Origin of the sequence: Pelosinus propionicus DSM 13327 (assembly GCF_900114615.1) — a bacterium.
Lineage (GTDB): Bacteria > Bacillota > Negativicutes > DSM-13327 > DSM-13327 > Pelosinus > Pelosinus propionicus.
In genome coordinates this window covers 89,969-109,629 of sequence record NZ_FOTS01000001.1, presented here as the reverse complement: position 1 = coordinate 109,629, position 19,661 = coordinate 89,969, and the positions used below count along the sequence as shown (strand labels likewise).

Below are 19,661 nucleotides of genomic sequence, written 5' to 3'. Positions count from 1 at the left end.
AATTTATTTTCAGAAAAGTTTTTTGATTCAATTAAAGATATTTTTTTTAATAAATGTTCCCATATAGCAATATAGGAAAAGTCCAGTCGATATATTCGACCGGACTTTTCCCATAGCACTACATTCTAAAGAAAATTCATTAGCGCACTACAATATTAACTAATTTTCCTGCTATGGCAATTACCTTTATCACTTGTTTCTCATGAATCAGTGCCTGTACTTTTTCTTGCTCTAATACCGTTTCTTCCAATTCCTTTGCTGTAAGTGTTGCAGAAACAACAGTTTTTTCTCGAACTTTCCCATTAATCTGTACAACAATTTCTACTTCTTCTAATTTTATAGCGTCCTCATCAAACACAGGCCATATATGTTTATGCACACTACCTTGACCAATGGTTTCACTCCACAATTCTTCGGTGATATGCGGTGCAAAAGGAGCTAACAAGCATAATAAACTTGAAACAAGTTCTCGTACTAATCCAGGATTAACAGCTAGATTCTGATCCTTAGCGGTATACATCGCATTTACCAGTTCCATAATAGAACTAATGGCAGTATTAAAGTTAAAACGATCACCAATATCTTCCGTTACTTTCTTAATCGTCGCGTGCAATACACGTCTAAGATTTCGTTCCTCTTTACTAAGAGTACTATTGTCATATTCCGATTCTTCTCCTGCCATAAAAGAAGCGTAGTGATCCACGATTCGCCATAGACGTCCAAGGAATCGATAAGAACCTTCTACGCCTTGATCATTCCATTCTAAGTCACGTTCCGGCGGAGCAGCAAATAAAATAAACAAACGAGCTGTATCAGCCCCATATTTTGCAATAATTTCTTCAGGAGATACGACATTTCCCTTAGACTTAGACATTTTAGAACCATCTTTTATAACCATTCCTTGCGTTAATAAGTTCTTAAACGGTTCATTTACATTTACTAATCCTGCATCTTTAAGCACTTTTGTAAAAAACCTAGAATATAAAAGATGTAATATGGCATGCTCAATGCCACCAATGTATTGATCGACAGGTGCCCAATAATCGGCCTTTGAGGAATCAAAAGGAAGATTTGTGTTTTTAGGGTCTGCATAACGCATATAATACCATGAGGAACAAATAAAAGTATCCATCGTATCAGTCTCACGCTTCGCAGGACCACCACATTTAGGACATGTACAATTTACAAACTCTTCTACCTTGGCTAACGGCGAAACCGAACCTGCAGCAAAATTTACATTTTCAGGTAATAAAACAGGTAACTGTTCCTTTGGAACAGGCACACTACCACAGTCAACACAATTGATAAGGGGAATTGGCGCACCCCAATATCGTTGACGAGATACAAGCCAATCTCGTAAACGATAATTTACATGGCGCTTGCCATGGCCCTGTTCTTCTAACCATTTTGCGATTGCTACTTTACCTGCTTCACTCTTCATACCACTAAACTGTCCAGAATTGACCATAATACCATCGCCGCTGTATGCGCCTTCCATCGTTTCTAGTGTCAATTCATCCCCTTCAGGCTGTACAACAATCTTTTTAGTTAAATTATATTTATTAGCAAATTGCCAGTCTCGTTCATCATGGGCTGGAACGCCCATAACTGCCCCAGTACCATATTCCACCAAGACATAATTTGCCACCCAAATTGGCACCTCTTGTCCAGTAAAAGGATTTACAGCATAAGCACCTGTAAAGATGCCTTCCTTCTCAAATTCACTAGAAGTTCGGCTAATCTCGCTCATATTTCGTACTTTATCAACAAATTGACGAATTTCTCCAGCATTGTCTTTATCAGCAATCAGCTTTTCTACTAATTTATGTTCTGGCGCCAATACTACATAACTTACGCCAAAAACCGTATCATGCCGTGTTGTATATACAGCAATTTTATCTTCAGATCCCGCAACAGCAAAGCTGAATTCTGCACCTTCACTACGACCGATCCAATTTTCCTGCATCGTTTTGACTCTCTCAGGCCAGCCCTTCAGCTCATTGAGATCATTTAAAAGCCGATCCGCATAATCTGTAATTTTGAAAAACCACTGTTCTAATTCTTTTTTAACAACGACAGAATCGCAGCGCCAGCAAGCACCATCAATTACTTGCTCATTTGCGAGCACAGTATTACATTCATTACACCAATTCACTGCAGCTTTTTTCTTATAGGCAAGTCCGCGCTCTACAAACAATAAGAATAGCCATTGGGTCCAACGATAATAATCAGGATGGCACGTTGCTACTTCTCGATCCCAATCATAAGATAAGCCTAATTCCTGCTGTTGACGCCGCATATTAGCAATATTTTCCCAAGTCCACTCTGCTGGATGAACACCATGCTTGATCGCTGCGTTTTCAGCAGGCATCCCAAAAGAATCCCATCCCATAGGATGAAGCACATTATAACCTTGCATACTTTTGAATCTCGCAACTACATCACCAATGGAATAGTTGCGAACATGCCCCATATGTAAATTGCCGGAAGGATAAGGAAACATTTCTAAAACATAATATTCTGGACGCTGGCGATTGAGTTCCGTTTTAAAAGCATGATTTTCAGTCCAATATTTCTGCCATTTCGATTCAATTTCTTTAGGATTATATCTTTCGTTCATTTAAAATCCTCCTATTTATAAAAAAATAAAAAACCGCCCCTTGGCTTATTAGCCAGGGACGAGTTATATACACCCGCGATACCACCCTGATTGACAGCTGTTGCCATCCTCTCAATGATTGTTAACACTAATCAAGCGTCAGCTATTATTAATTCATAACTGATCCTCCACAGTGAGTTCAGCAAATTTAAGGGCTGGCTCGCATCATCCGCCAACTTTCTGTACCATAAATAAAGCCTACTACTCTGTATCTTAGGACTTGTATAATATTATATCCCACCCTATGTTGAAAGTCAAATTACCACTATTCTGTCTATTCGTAAATCTAGTTCTATCTTTTTTTAAAATGAATATATTTTTTCTTGGGAGGTGTATTCTATGTATAAACTAATCATAGGAAATATTAGAATTACCGTGTCTGACGACTCAATTAGCCATGAACAAGCAACCAGTGCTGCTAGGCAGTCCATTTCTACAGCCCAAGCACAAGGAAAAGTATTATCGCATATCGAAATCAGTAAAGGAGAGTCGGGCCTTGAGGTAACCCCAACAGAAAAATCAGGTCATCGGACATCGCGTAAAACCATTAAGCAAAGCCTACTCGATGGCATGCATACAGCCATACAAGAAAAATTATACCCAACAGGTACATTCACCAACAAAGATCTCTGGTATGATGGAGATACTGGACAAGAATGGAGCGGCGAGGCGGTGCAAGTTGCCCGAGAGGAAATCGTCGAGGAATTTGAAAAATGGATGAAAACAGTATAAAAACAAACCGGTCTCAAACTGTAGAGACCGGTTTGTTATATTACTGACTTACAGTAAGGACTTTATCGAGATAATACAGTAAATCCTAGATATCTTCCAGGCCAATGGAAAGCGTATAAGATCCTCTGTAATACCACTCACTAATTGCTCTTCCGGCAGCAGCTGCTGTATGAGTCGTACTTGCTGGATGATTTACCAGGCAACATGCCACTCCAGACGTATTGAGAAAGTCTCTAATCCTTGCAAAAATTAAAAAGAAATTAAAGGAAGTATTTGCTGCACCTAAATCACGCAACATGGAAATTTACCATTATCCCAATTAAAATTACCACCATCGACAATGATTCCTCTACTTTTACGTTTATAGTGCTGCTGATGGTGATATAAAATCTGCAATATCTTGTTTTTCTGATTTTATCTTATGTGCAGCAGATGGATCATTCTGCAATAATTCCCAGATTTTATGTCTTGCCCAGCCAAATTCAGCTGAAGAGCGTATACCATCTCGCGGTCTTGGTAAATTAATCGTAATAATATCTTTAATTGTACCTGGATTTGTAGTCATAACCGCAACCCGATCAGCTAAAAATACCGCTTCATCAATACCATGAGTAACAAACACAATGGTTTTTTGGGTTTGTTCCCAAATACGCAATAATTCTTCCTGCAGAGTTTCCCTAGTTTGTGCATCTACAGCAGCAAAAGGCTCATCCATCAGCAATACTTCCGGATCATATGCCAGCGCCCTAGCGATGGCTACACGTTGTTTCATACCGCCTGATAATTCATGAGGATAGCGCTCTTCAAAGTTTTTTAATCCTACTAATTCAATATATCGCTGACTAATATCCTTACGATCTTTCTCAGGAATTTTTTTTATCTCTAAACCAAACTCTACGTTTTTTCGTACCGTCCGCCAAGGAAATAACGCATAACCTTGCAATACAATCCCTCGATCTAATGCCGGACCAGTAATTTTTCTATTATCAATGAATATTTCTCCTGAGCTAGGCTTTGCCAATCCAGCAATCATATCGAGAAATGTTGATTTTCCGCAGCCACTTGGTCCTACAATTGCCAGGAATTCACCCTGCTTTACAGTAAGATTTAATTGTTTAATTGCCTCAAAGTTCGTCAGGCTATCACTATCCTGCTGTTTAATTTTATAGACTTGATGAATATTACGAGCAACAATTTTATCACTTTTTTCCTGCACTGATGTTACAAATGGTATTTTATTCTCTGACATGTGTTTTTCACTCCTCATATTTATGGTTTTATATAAAAAAGGTCAAGTTCCTAAGTTAGGAACTTGACCTCTACTTTTTTTATAGTCGGCAAGTGGCTGCTTCTTAATAGAGCAATTTAATTATTTAAAAAAGGCAAAGAATGATTTACCGTATCGTAATCACTTCTTTACCTTCAGCATATACTACTGATCAGCTATATCATTATTGATTTGCCATTATTTGCGTTACAATGCTCTGAACAGATAACTTTAAATTTATTGCAACCCGCAAATTAATTACTGCTAATCGTTACTTTTCTTCTATTATAATGTTTTGCACTGATTTGTCAATATGCTTTTATGATTTCCATTGTAAATGCAGCAATCTAAGTTATCAGTTTATTTTTATTCACAATTTCTGACTATGAAATCAAGCCATTTTTATAAGCAAAAGCAATAAGCTGCATACGATTTTGTAAATGAAGCTTATCTAAAATATTACGCAAATGATTTTTGACAGTACTCTCTGTAATGAAAAGTACTTTCCCTATCTCTTTATTTCCTAGGCCCTGACTAACTAATTGGAGTACTTCCTTTTCTCTTTCTGATAATTTACTCCCTGATGCATCCGTCTTTTGAATCGAAAATTCCTGGAGTATTTTACTAGCAACTTCTCGGGAAATGGGTGCTTCTCCCTGGACAATACTGATAATATAATCTAACCAATATTCAGGCTCCATATTTTTTAATAAATAACCCTGAGCACCTTTCTTTATAGCCTCAAAAAAATCCTGTACATCATCAGATACACTTAAAATTACAATTTTTACATATGGCATGTCTTCCTTAATCAGCCTTGTAGCTTCTAAACCACTGCCACCAGGCATTCGAATATCCATCAAAATAAGGTCTGGCATAAGCTCTTTTGCTTTTGCTAAAGCTTCTTGACCATTCGTTGCTTCCCCGATAATCTCAAACATAGCATGAGATGAAAGAATACTGATAATACCTTTACGGGACAATAAGTGATCATCTACCACTAACACCTTAATCGTCATTCACTTAGCCTCCTATTTTAATTCCAAGCTAACAGTTACCGTAGTTCCCTTGCCTGAAATACTTTCTATCTGCAATGTAGCATCAATTGCGCAAGCAGTATCTTTTAGCATTTTATAACCAAAGGACATTTTATTGGGGTTTAATTCTTCTTTAGGAAACCCCTTTCCATGATCACAAATGATCATGGAAAATTGATGCTCATCCGCTAGTAAACTAACATCCACTTGCTTCGCTTCAGCGTGCTTACGAATATTAAATAAAAGTTCCTGAAAAATACGAAACAACTGGGATTTTACATAGTTATTTAACCTACTATTACCATTACCTCTTATCACTAAGTCCACATTTATATTATTTTGCTCTTTATAAACATTAATATAGTTTTGAATAACATCCACTAAATTAATATTCTCATGAGTCACTTTCTGTAATGCAAAGATATGCTGCCGTATATCTGCATCGGTAAATTTAATAGCCTCCTGCAATTCTTTTACTTCTGCTAAGGGCTGACGCTGCTGCTTAAGAGCCGTACCAATCTCCATTACCTTAACATTCATAAAGAATAAAGCTTGAGAAACACTATCATGTAATTCTCGAGCAATTCTATCTCGCTCTTGCAAAACAGCCCTCTCTTCTTGCCCTTTTTGCAGTTTATAGTAGAGATTTTCCAAAAGAGAAAAAATACCATGAAAATAGATATAAAATAATATCCCAGTCACAACAGCAACCAATAGATTTCCCCAACTCATCGATATAAAATCCAAGAAATAATGCCGTACAAATTCAAATACACCAATGAAGAGAGTGGTACATAATGCAGAGATCCATTTCATTCTTTTCATATTCATACATTAGCTCCATAATTAGAATCATTACATAGTTCATTTAAAACTTAATAGGAAAATTCAATTTTGTCAATAATAATCTTTCTCATTAGCATTTTCAGTAATGAATAGTACTTTTGGACAGTAGACAATGATACGGTTTTCAATCATAATAGATTAAAAGATGCTTAAGAAAGATATGCCTGTCTTCACTGGTAATTTAATTATGAATTATTCTAAGTTGATAAACAAAAGGCTAAATATATTCAACAAGATAAACTAGCTTTATTTAATTAAGAATAACAAACCTTTGCATTCATATATAAAGACGGTTATAATATGACAAAGAGAACTAGAACGAACACCAATTAAACTAAAAAGTTATGATATCGTAGCATTAAAACTTAAGCTATCTACACGACTGATTGGTATAACCAAAGGTCAGATTAAATTTTCTGAGGAAAATTTAATCTGACCTTTTCTTATTTTAAAGATTGATGTTTATATTTTTAGAATTTATAAAGGAGGGAATATCATCATGACAGTACAAAAGTTTTTAGCCATCGCATTTTTGATCTTCTTGCTGGGAATTGGGATTTTATACAATGGAGTAAACCGCATACCTTTTCGCAACAACGGAAATCACGAGCATCACCAGTCCACTTTATCAACTGGTGCTATCCTGCTGAGCAACATGAGCACGACCTCGGAAAATAAAAAAGGAGCTGATGGAAATGAAAAAATATAAGTTATTATCTTGGATTGCAGTCTCCATTAGTCTCTTTTTACTGATTTTGCCGATACTTGTACCGATTTGCGATGGACTTACGAAGGCTGGCAGCCCAATGACCTGCCATTATACTTATCAGGCAGAATTTATTATCACGTTAATAGCTGTTATTGTTTCTGCTGCATTACTGGTATTGCGTACAAATGAAGCCCGTTTATTAGCTGGATTTATCATTATATTACTGGCAATTAGCAGTATCCTTCTGCCCCAATCCTGGGCTATCGGCATTTGCGAAAATGGTTCTTGTTTAAAAACCACCTTTTTCCTTACTATTGGCGCCTCCCTACTAGCTGTAACAGGGGCTGGAATTGTCTGGACTACTTGGGATAGCAGCAAGGAGAGCTAACCTTATAGCCTATTTACATTATAAAGTCAAAGGATTGCTGAGAGGAGAAAAAGATTTTGCTATTACTTATTTGGAAAAGCTTACTGCATCGTAGGCTGCAAAGCCTAACTATTGTCGGCTCTATCGCCGTCGGCATAGCTATTGTATTTAGCATCTTAGCTGTTTATAACGGAGTCTCGTCAGGTATGGAGCTTTCTAAGCAGCGTATGGGGGCGGACATCGTTATTGTCCCCTTTGGTGAGACGCTAGAACCCAGTCTGCTTTTGTTTGGAGGGGCAGCCGCTAATTCTTACATGCCAAAGGAACTAGTAGATGGCGTACGGGCTGTTAAGGGGATACATTCGGTTACGCCTCAATTCTTCACCCATTCTTTGTCAGCAGATTGCCATGATATTGGAACAAAAAATCGCATGATCGGATATGATCCTACTAGCGATTGGATTCTAGCTCCCTGGCTAAAAAAGGCACACAAAACCGAACTTAAAGATGATGAAGTAATTTTAGGCGCAAAAGTACCAGTTTGGGCCCAAAATAAAATCTCAATATTAGGTAAGTGGTACAACATTATTGCCATCGCTGAAGAAACGGGAACAACTCTTGATTATTCTTTGCTCGTCAGCATGAACGAGGCTAGAAGGGTAGTTTCTAGTGATGGAACATTAAAAAAAGTTTGGGACAGGATGGGCCCTCCTTCTGGTCTCATTTCCACTATTTTGGTGAAAGTTGATAATGATGCCAATATTGATAAAGTGGTAAGTGATATTCAAGAAGTTGGACTCATGAAGCCGATTGTCGCTGCTGAAGTAAAAAAACGCATTGCGGACCAGTTTACTGTTTTCGCTATATTAATCGGTGGTATTGGATCTTTAACTGTATTGACCTCTTTGTTGCATCTGTTTTCCCGCTTTTATACCTTGACATGGGAACGTCAAGCAGAGTGGGGACTTTATCTGGCCTTTGGCGCAACAGGACGGGATATCGGATTGGTGATTGTCGGCGAAGCGGCAGTCGTATCCTTAACAGGCTCAATTATCGGTTTGTTATTAGGTAGTGGATTATATAAAGGGAGCTTAACATTATTAGAAGCCTATCAATCCTTTCCCTTTGTTCATCCTTCATGGGGATTTCTTGCCAGCATTGCAATTGGAATTATCATAGTGTTCACTGGATTAGGAGCTTTAGCTGCCTGGCTGCCTGCATATCAGGGCAGTCGCATTGATCCCAGCACGGTTATGACCCGTGGAGAATTTGATTGATGGGAGGACAAATATGAATACTCTACTAGAACTCCGTAATATTGAAAAGAAATATGGCGATGATGTTATTATATCAAAGGTTTCCTTTACCCTGGCGAAAGGAACTGCAATTGCTATTATTGGACACTCTGGCGGTGGTAAAACTACGCTGCTATCCATTATGGGACTGTTGCAGCGGGCAACTTCCGGTAACGTACTTGTAGATGCTATTGATATTGGGGGATTGGATTCTTATCAACTAGCCAACCTGCGAGGACAGTATCTTGGCTTTGTCTTTCAAAGAGCTCGTTTGATCAATTCTCTTACTGCCTTAGAAAACGTCATGGCGCCTGCATGGTTTATTAGAAGAGGCGATAAAATAGAGCAACAGGCCAAAGACTTGCTGGAACGCTTCGGATTAAGCCATCGTTTGGATCATAAACCACAAGAACTTAGTCTTGGTCAATTACGACGAATTTCCCTTGCTCGCGCTCTGCTGCTGAAACCACCGATCTTGCTTGCAGATGAGCCAACCAATGACCTTGATCCTGCTCTTGCCAAAGAAGTAGCAGAGTGCCTGCTTACGGCACGTACAGAAGGAGCAGGAGTCGTCATCGTTACCCATGACCTTAATTTGGCAAATCAGACTGACCAAACCTTTCATTTAGAAAACGGAACACTAAAACCAATCATCTACGATAACGCTGCGTCCTAAAAAATAGAACTTTTATATTTCTTTTCTTACAAAGAAAAACCATCTGTGGAAGAATACTACTTACATTCTTCTACAGATGGTTTAATTGTTTATAAACTAAATATTGTTTTCGCTGCCTAATTGTCAAAAGTATGAATAACCATGTCCGAAGGCTTAATTTTACCTTTAGGAAGTACACCTGTATTTTCTAAGTCTGCAAGCCAAGGATCAATCTCTGACTCAACAATCTTAGTATCCGTAGCATAATAGTGAGTGGCATTAACAGGTACATGGATCCAGTCTTCTGTCATTTTCCGGGCTTCTTCTGGATGATCATTCGCCCATCTTTGTCCTTTGGCAATGGCTCTGGCAAATTTCTTGATTATATCTGGATGTTTCTCAATAAAGTCAGTAGTGAAATAGTAATAACCAATACCTCCTGCTATACCTACACCAGCATCCAGACTATCAGCAATTTTAACCATACCCGCATCTTCCATTGATTTATAAAAAGGAGGATGCACACCAGCCACTGTTACGAGTCCTTGTTTTAGAGCCTGCACTGCTTGAACATCAGGCATCGTTACCCATTCAATTTTACTTCTAGGAACATTATTTTTATCAGCAATACTATTGCCTAAAAAATCAGAGCATTGGTTTGGCGTAATTAATGAAAATTTGACCTGTCCTGGTAACTTGTTTAAGTCTGCAAAAGTATGAATGTCAGGATTTACATTTGGATTGATGTACCAGTTCATATGACGCAGTTTCGGATCTTTATCCGGTGTCGGATCGATACCAGCTCGTACAACTCCTTTTATTTTAGCCCCGCCAGCTATAGCAACTGCAAGATTATTAGGGTGAGCAGTGCTTACATCATTCGAACCATTTAAAATAGATGGAACAATTTGATTCGGTTGAGTATCACCAGTATAAACGACTTGTAAACCTTCTTCTTTGAAAAAGCCCAATTGGTCGGTTACAACCCATGGAGTAGAGCTGCAAGCTGTCTGAGAAACCGTACGAATCGGATACAATCCGCCATCAGCAGCGACGGCGGATTCCTTACCAGCAGCAGCATGCTTATTACCTAGATTAGCACCGTAAGCAACAAGACCTACCACAGCTAAACTTAAAACACCAGCGATAATTTTTTTTATCGTCTTTTTATCAGCCATTTATATTGCCTCCTTTTATAGAACAAAGAAATTACTACTAACTTTAATTGTCGAAAGTATGAATAACCATATCCGAAGGTTTAATTTTACCTTTAGGAAGTACACCCGAATTTTCCAAATCTTTAAGCCAAGGATCAATCTCAGATTCAATAATTTTAGTATCCGTGGCATAATAATGAGTAGCATTAACAGGCACATGGATCCAGTCTTCTGTCATTTTACGGGCTTCTTCCGGATGATCATTAGCCCATTTTTGTCCTTTAGCAATCGCTCTGGCAAATTTCTTAATAATATCTGGATGCTTCTCAATAAAATCTGTAGTGAAATAGTAATAACCGATACCACCTGCCACACCTACACCAGCATCCAGACTATCAGCAATTTTAACCATACCTGCATCTTCCATTGATTTATAGAAAGGAGGATGCACACCAGCCACGGTTACTAATCCTTGTTTTAGAGCCTGCACGGCTTGAACATCAGGCATCGTTATCCATTCAATTTTACTTCTAGAAACATTATTTTTATCAGCAATACTATTGCCTAAAAAATCAGAGCATTGATTTGGCGTAATTAATGAAAATTTGACCTGTCCTGGTAACTTGTTTAAGTCTGCAAAAGTATGAATGTCAGGATTTACATTTGGATTGATGTACCAGTTCATATGGCGCAATTTCGGATCTTTATCCGGTGTCGGATCGATACCAGCTCGTACAACTCCCTTTATTTTAGCTCCGCCAGCTATAGCAACCGCAAGAGTGTTGGGATGAGCACCGCTTACATCATTTGAACCATTTAAAATGGATGGAACAATTTGATTGGGTTGGGTATCACCGGTATAAACGACTTGTAAGCCTTCTTCTTTAAAAAAACCTAATTGGTCAGTAACAATCCAAGGTGTAGAGCCGCAAGCAGTTTGAGAAATAGTACGAATCGGGAACAAACCTTCATTAGATGCAGCAGTCGCCTCATTACCAGCAGCTGCATGTTTATTGCCAAGATTAGCACCATAAGCAACAAGACCTATAACTGCCAGGCCAATAATTCCTCCCAGAATTTTTTTAATTGTTTTTTTCTCAGCCATCTTCATTCCCCTTACAACTTTTTCATTAACTACGCAGGTCACATTCACTCATTTGCCTTTTAATATTCCGCAGGACGTTCTTGCCAACTAAGCAGCCTCCCTTCCAATACTGTAAATAAATAATTTAGAGATAATCCTAATATCGAAATCGTAACGGTAGTCGCAAATAATTTAGGAATTTGATAATTAGTCTGAGCATTAAATACTAACCAGCCTAATCCACTGCTTGCGCCAATCATTTCAGCAGCGATCAGCATAAAAAAAGCAGTAGCACAACTGGTTTTTAAGCCATGAAAAATGCTCGGTAACGCAGCCAACAACACAACCTTGAAGAACAGCTCCTTTCCCGTTACGCCCATGGAGCGAGCAGATTTAAGCAATAAACGATCCACATTTTTAACTCCTGTGGTCGTATTAAGCATAATTGGCCACAAGCACACCCAGAAAATCATCGCGACTTTGGATATTTCACCAATACCAAACAATAAAATGAATACAGGAAACAGCGAGAATGGATTCACCGCATTTAACAAACGTAGCACAGGAGTTACGATACGTTCAAATAATGTAAACCAGCCTCCTAGAAAAAATCCTAATGGAACACCGACAATAGCAGCAAGTATAAAGCCAATAACAGCCCTAAACATACTGGTTTCAATATGTTTGGTCATAACCCCGGTTATCAGTAACTCCCAAAGTGTACTTAACACAAGGGTGGGCGGTGTAATGAACGTTTCTGGAACCCAGCCAGCACGAGGGGCGATCTCCCAAAGCACCAGAAAGATAATAATGGATATCCCACTATGCAAAATCTCTAGAACCTTATTTAAAACCTTGCGAAATATATTTGGTTTCTTTTCATTACCGCTTACTGTAGCTTTATCTAACACCATTTCCATACTCCCTCTCCTTTCTAAATATAAATAGTTAGCGATACACCCTTTAAAAAACTCAATTCTCTTTTCCTGTATGCTGCTTCCAATCCACAACACTCTCTTCCACATAATCAATCAGATAGGTGATAAATACCCCTAGCACTGCAATCGTAATAACACCAGCAAATAGCCTGGGAATAATATTATTCATTGCCGAGTTATGAATTAGCCAGCCTAAACCAGCACTGGCTCCAATCACTTCAGCCGCCATAAGTAAAAGGAATGCAATGGTTGCCCCAGTACGCACACCAGTAAAAATAACAGGCGCCGCTCCCGGCAGAAGGACCTTACGAAAGATGATGAATTTATTCGCACCGATAGAACGTGCACTTTTTATATATAAGGGATCTACTTGCTGAACGCCAGAAATCGTAGTAAAAAGTACCGGCCAAAGGGTAGACCAGAAAATAATACTTACTTTCGCACTTTCTCCAATTCCAAAGAACAACATAAAAACAGGAAATAAAGAAAAACCATTAATTTGACCAAATAGGCGAAACAATGGCCTGAGTTGCCTTGAAAGCGCTGGAAATACCCCTCCTAATATAAATCCCATAGGAACGGCAACAACAATAGCAAGAATCAAGCCAATAACTGTTCGCTGTAAACTGGCAGCAATATGAATAAACAAAGAACCATCAGAAGCCAGTATCCACAAAGCTACTAGTACTTCTGATATGGGGGGAATAAACTGCCCATCTACTACTCCGATACGGGGTAGAATTTCCCATAGCAGAAAAAAAGTAATAATACCAGAGAAATCAACGAGTTTGATAGAAAGTGCTTGTAAGTTATCCTTCATTTCTTTCCTTCTTCTCCTTTATTTAATATTTTATCGATCAACCAACTGGCTCACTGCATACTGCAGTCCATTATTTACAGTGTCACAATATTCCACACTATAGATTTCCTTCTTATTTAACCGCTCCTTAGCATGATGACCAATTCGCATCGTTAAAACTGCATCACAATCCTGCAGGGCATTAATAATATTATCTCTTTGTACTTCACCACTATCGCATTCTTCCATGCCAGAACAAAATTTTTCTACAGAACGATTTTCCACTATTTTAAAGTCTTGACCATCTCCTTGATAGATAATAAATTTTGAGGCATGACCAAAATGCTGATCAACTAACTTACCATACTTAGACGTCACAGCAATTTTGTATTGCTTTTTCTTATGATTCTGTGCTGTTTTCACCTCTGCTATCTGACGGTTGCACATACGAAATTCCTGGGAACGGTCTTCGTTTAATAACCCTATCGCATCAGCTCTGCATTGCTGGCAGTGACGCATTTGCTGAATATCCAGCTGACAAACATTTCTAAGTTCATTTATTTCTTTCATACTCGTTTGAGAAAAATGTTCAAATGCGCTGCCAGGTGCAGGAATCAACGGCATAATATTCGTAACAAAAACACCAAGTTCTTTAACCTTTTTTACTACTGCAGGGATGTGATGATCGTTTATACCTTTGATCATAACAATATTGATTTTTACCAAAACTCCTCGTTTTGTTAAATATTCAATCCCTGACAATTGATTTTTCAAAAGCAACGTTGCTGCCGCAACACCTTCATAACGTATTCCTTTATAAACCACAAATTTATAAATTTTGGCTCCAATCTCTGGATCTAACGTGTTTACGGTCACCGTAACATGCTGAACGCCAAGCTGAATAATTTCTTCCGCATACTCTGGCAGCAACAAGCCATTCGTCGATAAGCAAAATGTAACATCGGAATTGACAGCTTTTATATTTTCAAAAGTTTGCTTTGTCAGCTTCCATTCGGCTAAAGCGTCCCCTGGACCGGCAATGCCAACCACACTAAGCTGATCAATTTTCTCCTTAACCCACTCAAATTTATCTAATGCCTGATCCGGTGTTAGAACCTCACTCGTTACACCAGGACGGCTTTCATTTACGCAATCAAATTTACGGTTGCAATAGTTGCATTGTACATTGCACTGCGGTGCTACAGGCAAATGCATACGCGCATATGTATGGTGCGCTTCTGCGGAATAGCAAGGATGTTTTTTTGTTTTCTCTATTATCTCTTGGCTTTTTGTAGTACCTGGGCAAACGCAACTCATATAATACTCCTTCTTTCTATTTCATCTATCTTACTCTCGTAGAAAGCTCCTTGGTAAAGAAGCTTATATCCCTAAATGAACTCTCTTTTTCTTAGACTGAAGGCTACAGAAATAAATCATTTCTGTAGCCTTCAGTTTATCTGACCAGCTTGTTAGTTTCCTGACAAGTTTACTATTTTCAATTGTATCTATGGATTAAATAGCAGCGGCTCTGCCTCGCACTTCACCTGTTTCCATTGCTAATAAATGATCCGCCCATTTAGAAGCCCAGTCTCTTAATTCCGCAGTATCTAATGGTGATGGAACTTTTGATTCTGTAGTTTCATATACTCTTTGTGCCAGCTTACTGTAAACTTTACTTTGCTCTGAATCTGGGAAAGCTTCCACTGAAGTTTTCCCTTGAAGTTCTGCCTGGGTTACGGTAACAGAGCGAGGAACATATTCTACAACACGTGTTTTTGTTCTATCTACAAAATCATCTACAATTTCCTTCGCATAAGGTGCATTAATTGAATTTGCAATTAACCCTCCCAGTAGAGCACCGCCAGAATTAGAATATTTCTTAATTCCTTTGAACAAGTTATTTGCAGCATAGATGGCCATAAAATCAGAGGACGATACGGTAAATACATGTTCAGCAATCCCTTCTCGTATCGGAACAGCGAATCCACCACACACAACATCGCCTAAAACATCATAAATGACTACATCTAAATCAAGTTCTTCATAAACCTTTAACTGCTTTAATAATTGAACGGAAGTAATAATACCTCGACCTGCACACCCTACTCCTGGGGCTGGACCGCCAGCTTCTACACAATAGACTCCATTGAAGCCTTGAAATATCACATCTTCTGCTTTAACTTGAGATTTTTCACGTAAGGTATCCAGAACGGTAGGAATATAAGTTCCGTCACGCAGTGTATTCGTGGAATCCGCCTTTGGATCACACCCAAATTGCATAACTTTTAAACCCATTTTTGATAAAGCTGCACTAATATTGGAAGTCGTGGTAGATTTACCAATTCCACCTTTTCCATAAATAGCGATTTGTTTAATTTTTTTACTCATTTTTAGCCCTCCTGTAATTTAAAAATAAAAAGGCTGGGGAAAACACTTCTAAAATAGAAATGCTTCCACAGCCTTTAGTTCAATAACTAATCAGCAATAATATAAAGTTACTCTTTTAATTATTATACTCAATGATTTGAAAAATGCAAGTGTTTTTTTATTTTTCTATAACATTCCCCATTTACGAGTATATTCCAGATACACTTGAAACTCTGAATCATGAAATCCTTCTTGCAACAAATATATCTTAGCAGCTTGCGCTTCTACTTTTGTTGATTCAGCAATAACGGAATCCTGCTTAGCAGTGAAAGTAAATCCTTTTTCTGCTAAGCTTTCCATCATCGCTGCAACACGTTCACTGCGTTCTGCCAAATGGCGACCAAAACTACGTACGCAATCTGCATCGATTTCACCGACCTTTTTGAGATTATTAGTATCTAACTCTTCCCTGTTAATAACCTTCATCGTAATACGCGTAATATACTCTACCATTTTATTTTATACTCAGCCAATAACTTGCGAATATTGCATTAGACAACCAATATCCTAAGGGTACATTAACGATTACACCAAGGGTAAAAGCTGCTAATGGCTTCCATCCTACGGATGTTAATTCACGAAATCGAGTAGTAAAACCGATGCATAAAAAGGTCCATGTAAATGTCCAGCCACGCAACGTTTTAAGAGTACCAATAATATCTTTAGAATACACTGCGCCCGCTTTTTGATCTAGGAAAGAGATGACTATGGTAGTGAGAATAGAAGCAATAAAAAAGCCAATAATAAACTTTGGAAATCGATTCCAAATTTCTTTTTTATCAATACGTTCCGAGTCTTTCGCACTTTTCTTTTCCCATACAGTAACGGATAAAATTGCCACTAAAAATGCCCATATGCCAACAAACATGTCTCGCCCTACTACTTTCATCAAAGTAAAGGTTTTAACGGCCCGTTCATCACCAATTGCTTCGGCAGCAGCAAATCCAGCTGCATCAGCAAATTCTGATGTTCCTATCCAAGCACCAGCAATCCCTGGTGCTAAACCTAGGGATTTTGCCCAAAAGGGTAATAAGAAAATCATAGCAACAGCCCAAATAATGACCATTGAAATCGCTATTGAAACATGTTGCTTCTCTGCCCGACAAGCTCCCCCAATCGCAATTGCCCCAGATACACCGCAAATAGAACCACCAGCACCTAAGCAAGCTCCTAAACGGGGATCTAAGCCAAACAATTTGGTAGCTGCAAAATAGATAATACCAAAGGTTACGACAGACACAATTAGAGCCTGGGTAATTGCCGCAGGTCCTGCTTTTAGTATAATGGTAAAGGGCAATGTGGCCCCCATCAAGATAATACCTGTTTTAACGTAATACTCGGTGCGTAAAGCCTGATGTAACCATTCAGGAAGCTTCATCGTGTTGCCAAACAATAAACCGATTATTAATGCTAATAGAGGGGTTTCTAACTGCATTTCTTTAATAAATGTATTAGATCCTAAGACAGTAACAAGAATTGACGCTACAAACAGCGTTGTAAAGCCTGCTATAAATTGTTTAACATTAAATCCTAGAACTTTGGCACCCATACCAAAAACAGCTGTGAAAAAAACATATAAGTAAATAAGTCCAAGAGAACTTTGCCCTATTCCACCAGCTAACTTGCTCACATCATTAGACCAACTAGGAATAGAAACAGCCATTGTCGTGAAAAATTTGCTGCCACCAGTAAAAAATGTAATTGTGGTTAGAATTACAAGACCTAATGCAATAATAATTGCCCATGAATCTTCTTTTTTCAGCCACTTGCCCCCCTCAGATACTTGCTTCGCCTTTTTTGTTGCTTCAATTTGACTCACTTGTAGACACCCCCAACTTTATTCTCATAAACCTACTAACTGAGCAGATAAATAAAAAGGCTAAAGAATCCCTGTTAGGGAATTCCTTAGCCTTCAGTTGTCTGATCAGCAAAAAGATATTGAATTACTTGCTATAATAGCACAATCGATATTGAAGTGTCAATCTATGTAATTCATCAACTTATGGCACAAATTTTCTTACTTTAAAATCCACGCCGATCTTTTGAGCAAGCGCTGTGCAAGCCTGTATATCATTATCGCACATAATATCAACTACAGATAATGCCACATGTGGAACATACCTTTTGCACTTAACCGCAAAATCTAAAAGACCATCAAAAGATGCCTCACCATAATCAGATCGGCACAGTTCCTGATAAATCTGTTTGTTTTTTGCATTAAGACTAATTGAAACAGAATCAATGACTCCATTCAATTGTGAAGTAATATCAAAACCACAAATTAAATTCCCATGGCCATTCGTGTTAATACGAATGGGAAGCAGATATTCAGCTTTTAGTTTTTTACATATTTCAATAACATCATAGGCCCGCATCATAGGCTCTCCGTAGCCGCAAAATACGAATTCTTTATACTTAGAAATATCATATCTTTGAACATCGGCAATTACTTCATCGATGGTAGGCTCCCGCTCCAGCCAGAGGCTCTTTCCATCCGTGATACCATCTGCATTATTTCTTACACAAAAAGAGCAGCGGCTGCTGCACCGATTCGTAATATTAAGATATAAAGAATCCTCCAATTCATAAGTGATCGTCATTGACATGTTTCATCATCCTTTATATTTCGATCCAGCAGTAATAAATGCTTGCACATTTGCTAAGGGAACACCAGGTGGAATATCGCATCCAGGCATTACTACAAAACGATCAGTATCTACATGCTCCAACGACTCTATTACAGCTATTTCAACCTCCTCCGGTGACTTATCTTTTAATATGACAGGATTTACATTGCCGGCTAATGCTATTTTCCCATTTAATGCTTTCTGGGCCAAGGGCAAATCAACTTTATAATCTACTGACAATAAATCCACACCTAATTCTGGAGCCAGGTGAATACGATCTTTAATATTACCGCATATGTGCAGCGCAATTAAAGCCTTATGTTCTTTTAACCTACGAATTACTTTTGCCAAATAAGGTGCAATAAATTCTTCAAAATGCCTCAATGATATTAAATCTCCTGATGCCGTAGGTTCAGCAATTGACAATATGGCTGCACCTTTATCGATAGCTGGAACCAGATAGCGAAAACAGATTTCTGTCATTAACTCCATTAAGGCATGCACGCCTTGTTTATCTTTATACACATCTGTCATCAGCTTCTCTACACCATAAAACTGTCCCGCCAGTGTAAAGGGTCCCCAGCTTGATGTCCCTACCAAATATTGTTCTCCAATCTTGTCAGCCACATCTCCAATGATCCAGCGAAGATTAGCAATCCACTCGTGCTGATCCAACTGTTCGAGTTGAAGACGATCTAAATCAGAAATCCTATGGAATAAGGGTCGCACCACATCAATATTTCCCAAATGGCGAAACTTCACTTCACCTCCGAACACATGGACTAATAAGTTGTGATAGCCAGAACCTGGCCAAACAATATCGGATTGTATAATCTGGCTCATTTCAACAATACTCTCAGAAGCAATTTGAGGCTGCTTAAGAACATCTTGTAACGAAAATTCTTTTTGTTTAAAGGTCCAAGTCCCTCCGGATAACAAAGCCACTGGCAGCCTAGTTGCTCTCCCCCGCCCCTCACCGACTATTGAATTTAAAATGATTTCCTTGTTATTCATCAAAACCCCTCTCTTCTTTCCCGACTTTTTAATTCAGCACCATTCTCA

20 protein-coding genes and 1 other annotated feature are annotated in these 19,661 nt (G+C 38.4%); of the genes, 5 read left to right on the top strand and 15 right to left on the bottom strand.

Annotated features, from left to right (window positions below; translation table 11 throughout):
- Nucleotides 1–139: 139 nt before the first annotated feature.
- Nucleotides 140–2,620, bottom strand: coding sequence for a leucine--tRNA ligase (gene leuS, locus BMZ99_RS00510; protein ID WP_090931886.1), 2,481 nt, complete (start codon nt 2,618–2,620; stop codon nt 140–142).
- 51 nt (nt 2,621–2,671) lie between these two features.
- Nucleotides 2,672–2,883: a binding site (T-box leader), on the bottom strand.
- Between the two features lie 115 nt (nt 2,884–2,998).
- Between leuS and BMZ99_RS00505 the strand changes: the two genes are divergently transcribed.
- Entirely contained in the window at nt 2,999–3,391 is a 393-nt protein-coding gene (locus BMZ99_RS00505) for a hypothetical protein (protein ID WP_090931884.1), read from the top strand.
- Between the two features lie 85 nt (nt 3,392–3,476).
- Here BMZ99_RS00505 and BMZ99_RS00500 read toward each other — a convergent pair whose 3' ends face one another.
- The 4 genes from BMZ99_RS00500 to BMZ99_RS00485 all read right to left on the bottom strand — a co-directional run bounded on the left by BMZ99_RS00500 (nt 3,477) and on the right by BMZ99_RS00485 (nt 6,526).
- Nucleotides 3,477–3,689, bottom strand: a complete 213-nt coding sequence (locus tag BMZ99_RS00500) for a hypothetical protein (protein WP_090931882.1) — start codon at nt 3,687–3,689, stop codon at nt 3,477–3,479.
- A gap of 63 nt (nt 3,690–3,752) precedes the next feature.
- The gene (locus BMZ99_RS00495) at nt 3,753–4,640 is read right to left on the bottom strand and encodes an ABC transporter ATP-binding protein (protein WP_090931880.1); all 888 of its coding nucleotides are present in this window, start codon (nt 4,638–4,640) and stop codon (nt 3,753–3,755) included.
- A gap of 401 nt (nt 4,641–5,041) precedes the next feature.
- Nucleotides 5,042–5,677, bottom strand: coding sequence for a response regulator (locus BMZ99_RS00490; RefSeq protein WP_090931878.1), 636 nt, complete (start codon nt 5,675–5,677; stop codon nt 5,042–5,044).
- 12 nt (nt 5,678–5,689) lie between these two features.
- Entirely contained in the window at nt 5,690–6,526 is an 837-nt protein-coding gene (locus BMZ99_RS00485) for a sensor histidine kinase (protein ID WP_090931876.1), read from the bottom strand.
- A gap of 514 nt (nt 6,527–7,040) precedes the next feature.
- On the opposite strand from BMZ99_RS00485, the gene BMZ99_RS26855 reads away from it, so the two are divergent.
- From BMZ99_RS26855 to BMZ99_RS00465, 4 genes are read left to right on the top strand one after another with little or no spacing between them, the layout of a single operon-like run.
- The gene (locus BMZ99_RS26855; protein WP_245754749.1) at nt 7,041–7,250 is read left to right on the top strand and encodes a hypothetical protein; all 210 of its coding nucleotides are present in this window, start codon (nt 7,041–7,043) and stop codon (nt 7,248–7,250) included.
- Nucleotides 7,237–7,638, top strand: coding sequence for a DUF4418 family protein (locus BMZ99_RS00475; RefSeq protein ID WP_090931874.1), 402 nt, complete (start codon nt 7,237–7,239; stop codon nt 7,636–7,638). Before BMZ99_RS26855 ends, BMZ99_RS00475 begins: the two co-directional genes overlap by 14 nt.
- Nucleotides 7,639–7,694: 56 nt before the next feature.
- Nucleotides 7,695–8,894 carry an ABC transporter permease gene (locus BMZ99_RS00470; protein WP_090931872.1) on the top strand — a complete coding sequence of 400 codons (1,200 nt, stop codon included), beginning with the start codon at nt 7,695–7,697 and terminating at the stop codon, nt 8,892–8,894.
- A 13-nt stretch (nt 8,895–8,907) separates the two neighbouring features.
- The gene (locus tag BMZ99_RS00465; protein WP_090931870.1) at nt 8,908–9,588 is read left to right on the top strand and encodes an ABC transporter ATP-binding protein; all 681 of its coding nucleotides are present in this window, start codon (nt 8,908–8,910) and stop codon (nt 9,586–9,588) included.
- A 116-nt stretch (nt 9,589–9,704) separates the two neighbouring features.
- On the opposite strand, the gene BMZ99_RS00460 is transcribed toward BMZ99_RS00465, so the two are convergent.
- From BMZ99_RS00460 to BMZ99_RS00415, 10 genes are all read right to left on the bottom strand, one after another.
- Complete coding sequence (locus tag BMZ99_RS00460; RefSeq protein ID WP_090931868.1) at nt 9,705–10,745, bottom strand: ABC transporter substrate-binding protein; 1,041 nt, start codon at nt 10,743–10,745, stop codon at nt 9,705–9,707.
- A gap of 43 nt (nt 10,746–10,788) precedes the next feature.
- The gene (locus tag BMZ99_RS00455) at nt 10,789–11,829 is read right to left on the bottom strand and encodes an ABC transporter substrate-binding protein (protein ID WP_090931866.1); all 1,041 of its coding nucleotides are present in this window, start codon (nt 11,827–11,829) and stop codon (nt 10,789–10,791) included.
- A gap of 59 nt (nt 11,830–11,888) precedes the next feature.
- The gene (locus BMZ99_RS00450; RefSeq protein WP_090931864.1) at nt 11,889–12,728 is read right to left on the bottom strand and encodes an ABC transporter permease; all 840 of its coding nucleotides are present in this window, start codon (nt 12,726–12,728) and stop codon (nt 11,889–11,891) included.
- A gap of 52 nt (nt 12,729–12,780) precedes the next feature.
- A complete protein-coding gene (locus tag BMZ99_RS00445; RefSeq protein WP_090931862.1) occupies nt 12,781–13,566 on the bottom strand; it encodes an ABC transporter permease in 786 nt (261 codons plus the stop codon).
- A gap of 30 nt (nt 13,567–13,596) precedes the next feature.
- The gene (gene nifB / locus BMZ99_RS00440) at nt 13,597–14,862 is read right to left on the bottom strand and encodes a nitrogenase cofactor biosynthesis protein NifB (RefSeq protein WP_090931860.1); all 1,266 of its coding nucleotides are present in this window, start codon (nt 14,860–14,862) and stop codon (nt 13,597–13,599) included.
- Between the two features lie 195 nt (nt 14,863–15,057).
- Nucleotides 15,058–15,933, bottom strand: a complete 876-nt coding sequence (nifH, locus tag BMZ99_RS00435; RefSeq protein WP_090931858.1) for a nitrogenase iron protein — start codon at nt 15,931–15,933, stop codon at nt 15,058–15,060.
- Between the two features lie 165 nt (nt 15,934–16,098).
- Entirely contained in the window at nt 16,099–16,425 is a 327-nt protein-coding gene (locus BMZ99_RS00430; RefSeq protein ID WP_090931856.1) for a hypothetical protein, read from the bottom strand.
- A 1-nt stretch (nt 16,426) separates the two neighbouring features.
- The gene (locus tag BMZ99_RS00425; RefSeq protein ID WP_090931854.1) at nt 16,427–17,791 is read right to left on the bottom strand and encodes a YeiH family protein; all 1,365 of its coding nucleotides are present in this window, start codon (nt 17,789–17,791) and stop codon (nt 16,427–16,429) included.
- A gap of 181 nt (nt 17,792–17,972) precedes the next feature.
- Nucleotides 17,973–18,578 carry a TIGR04100 family radical SAM protein gene (locus BMZ99_RS00420; protein WP_090931852.1) on the bottom strand — a complete coding sequence of 202 codons (606 nt, stop codon included), beginning with the start codon at nt 18,576–18,578 and terminating at the stop codon, nt 17,973–17,975.
- A gap of 6 nt (nt 18,579–18,584) precedes the next feature.
- Entirely contained in the window at nt 18,585–19,613 is a 1,029-nt protein-coding gene (locus tag BMZ99_RS00415; RefSeq protein ID WP_090931850.1) for a uroporphyrinogen decarboxylase family protein, read from the bottom strand.
- Between the last annotated feature and the right edge of the window lie 48 nt (nt 19,614–19,661).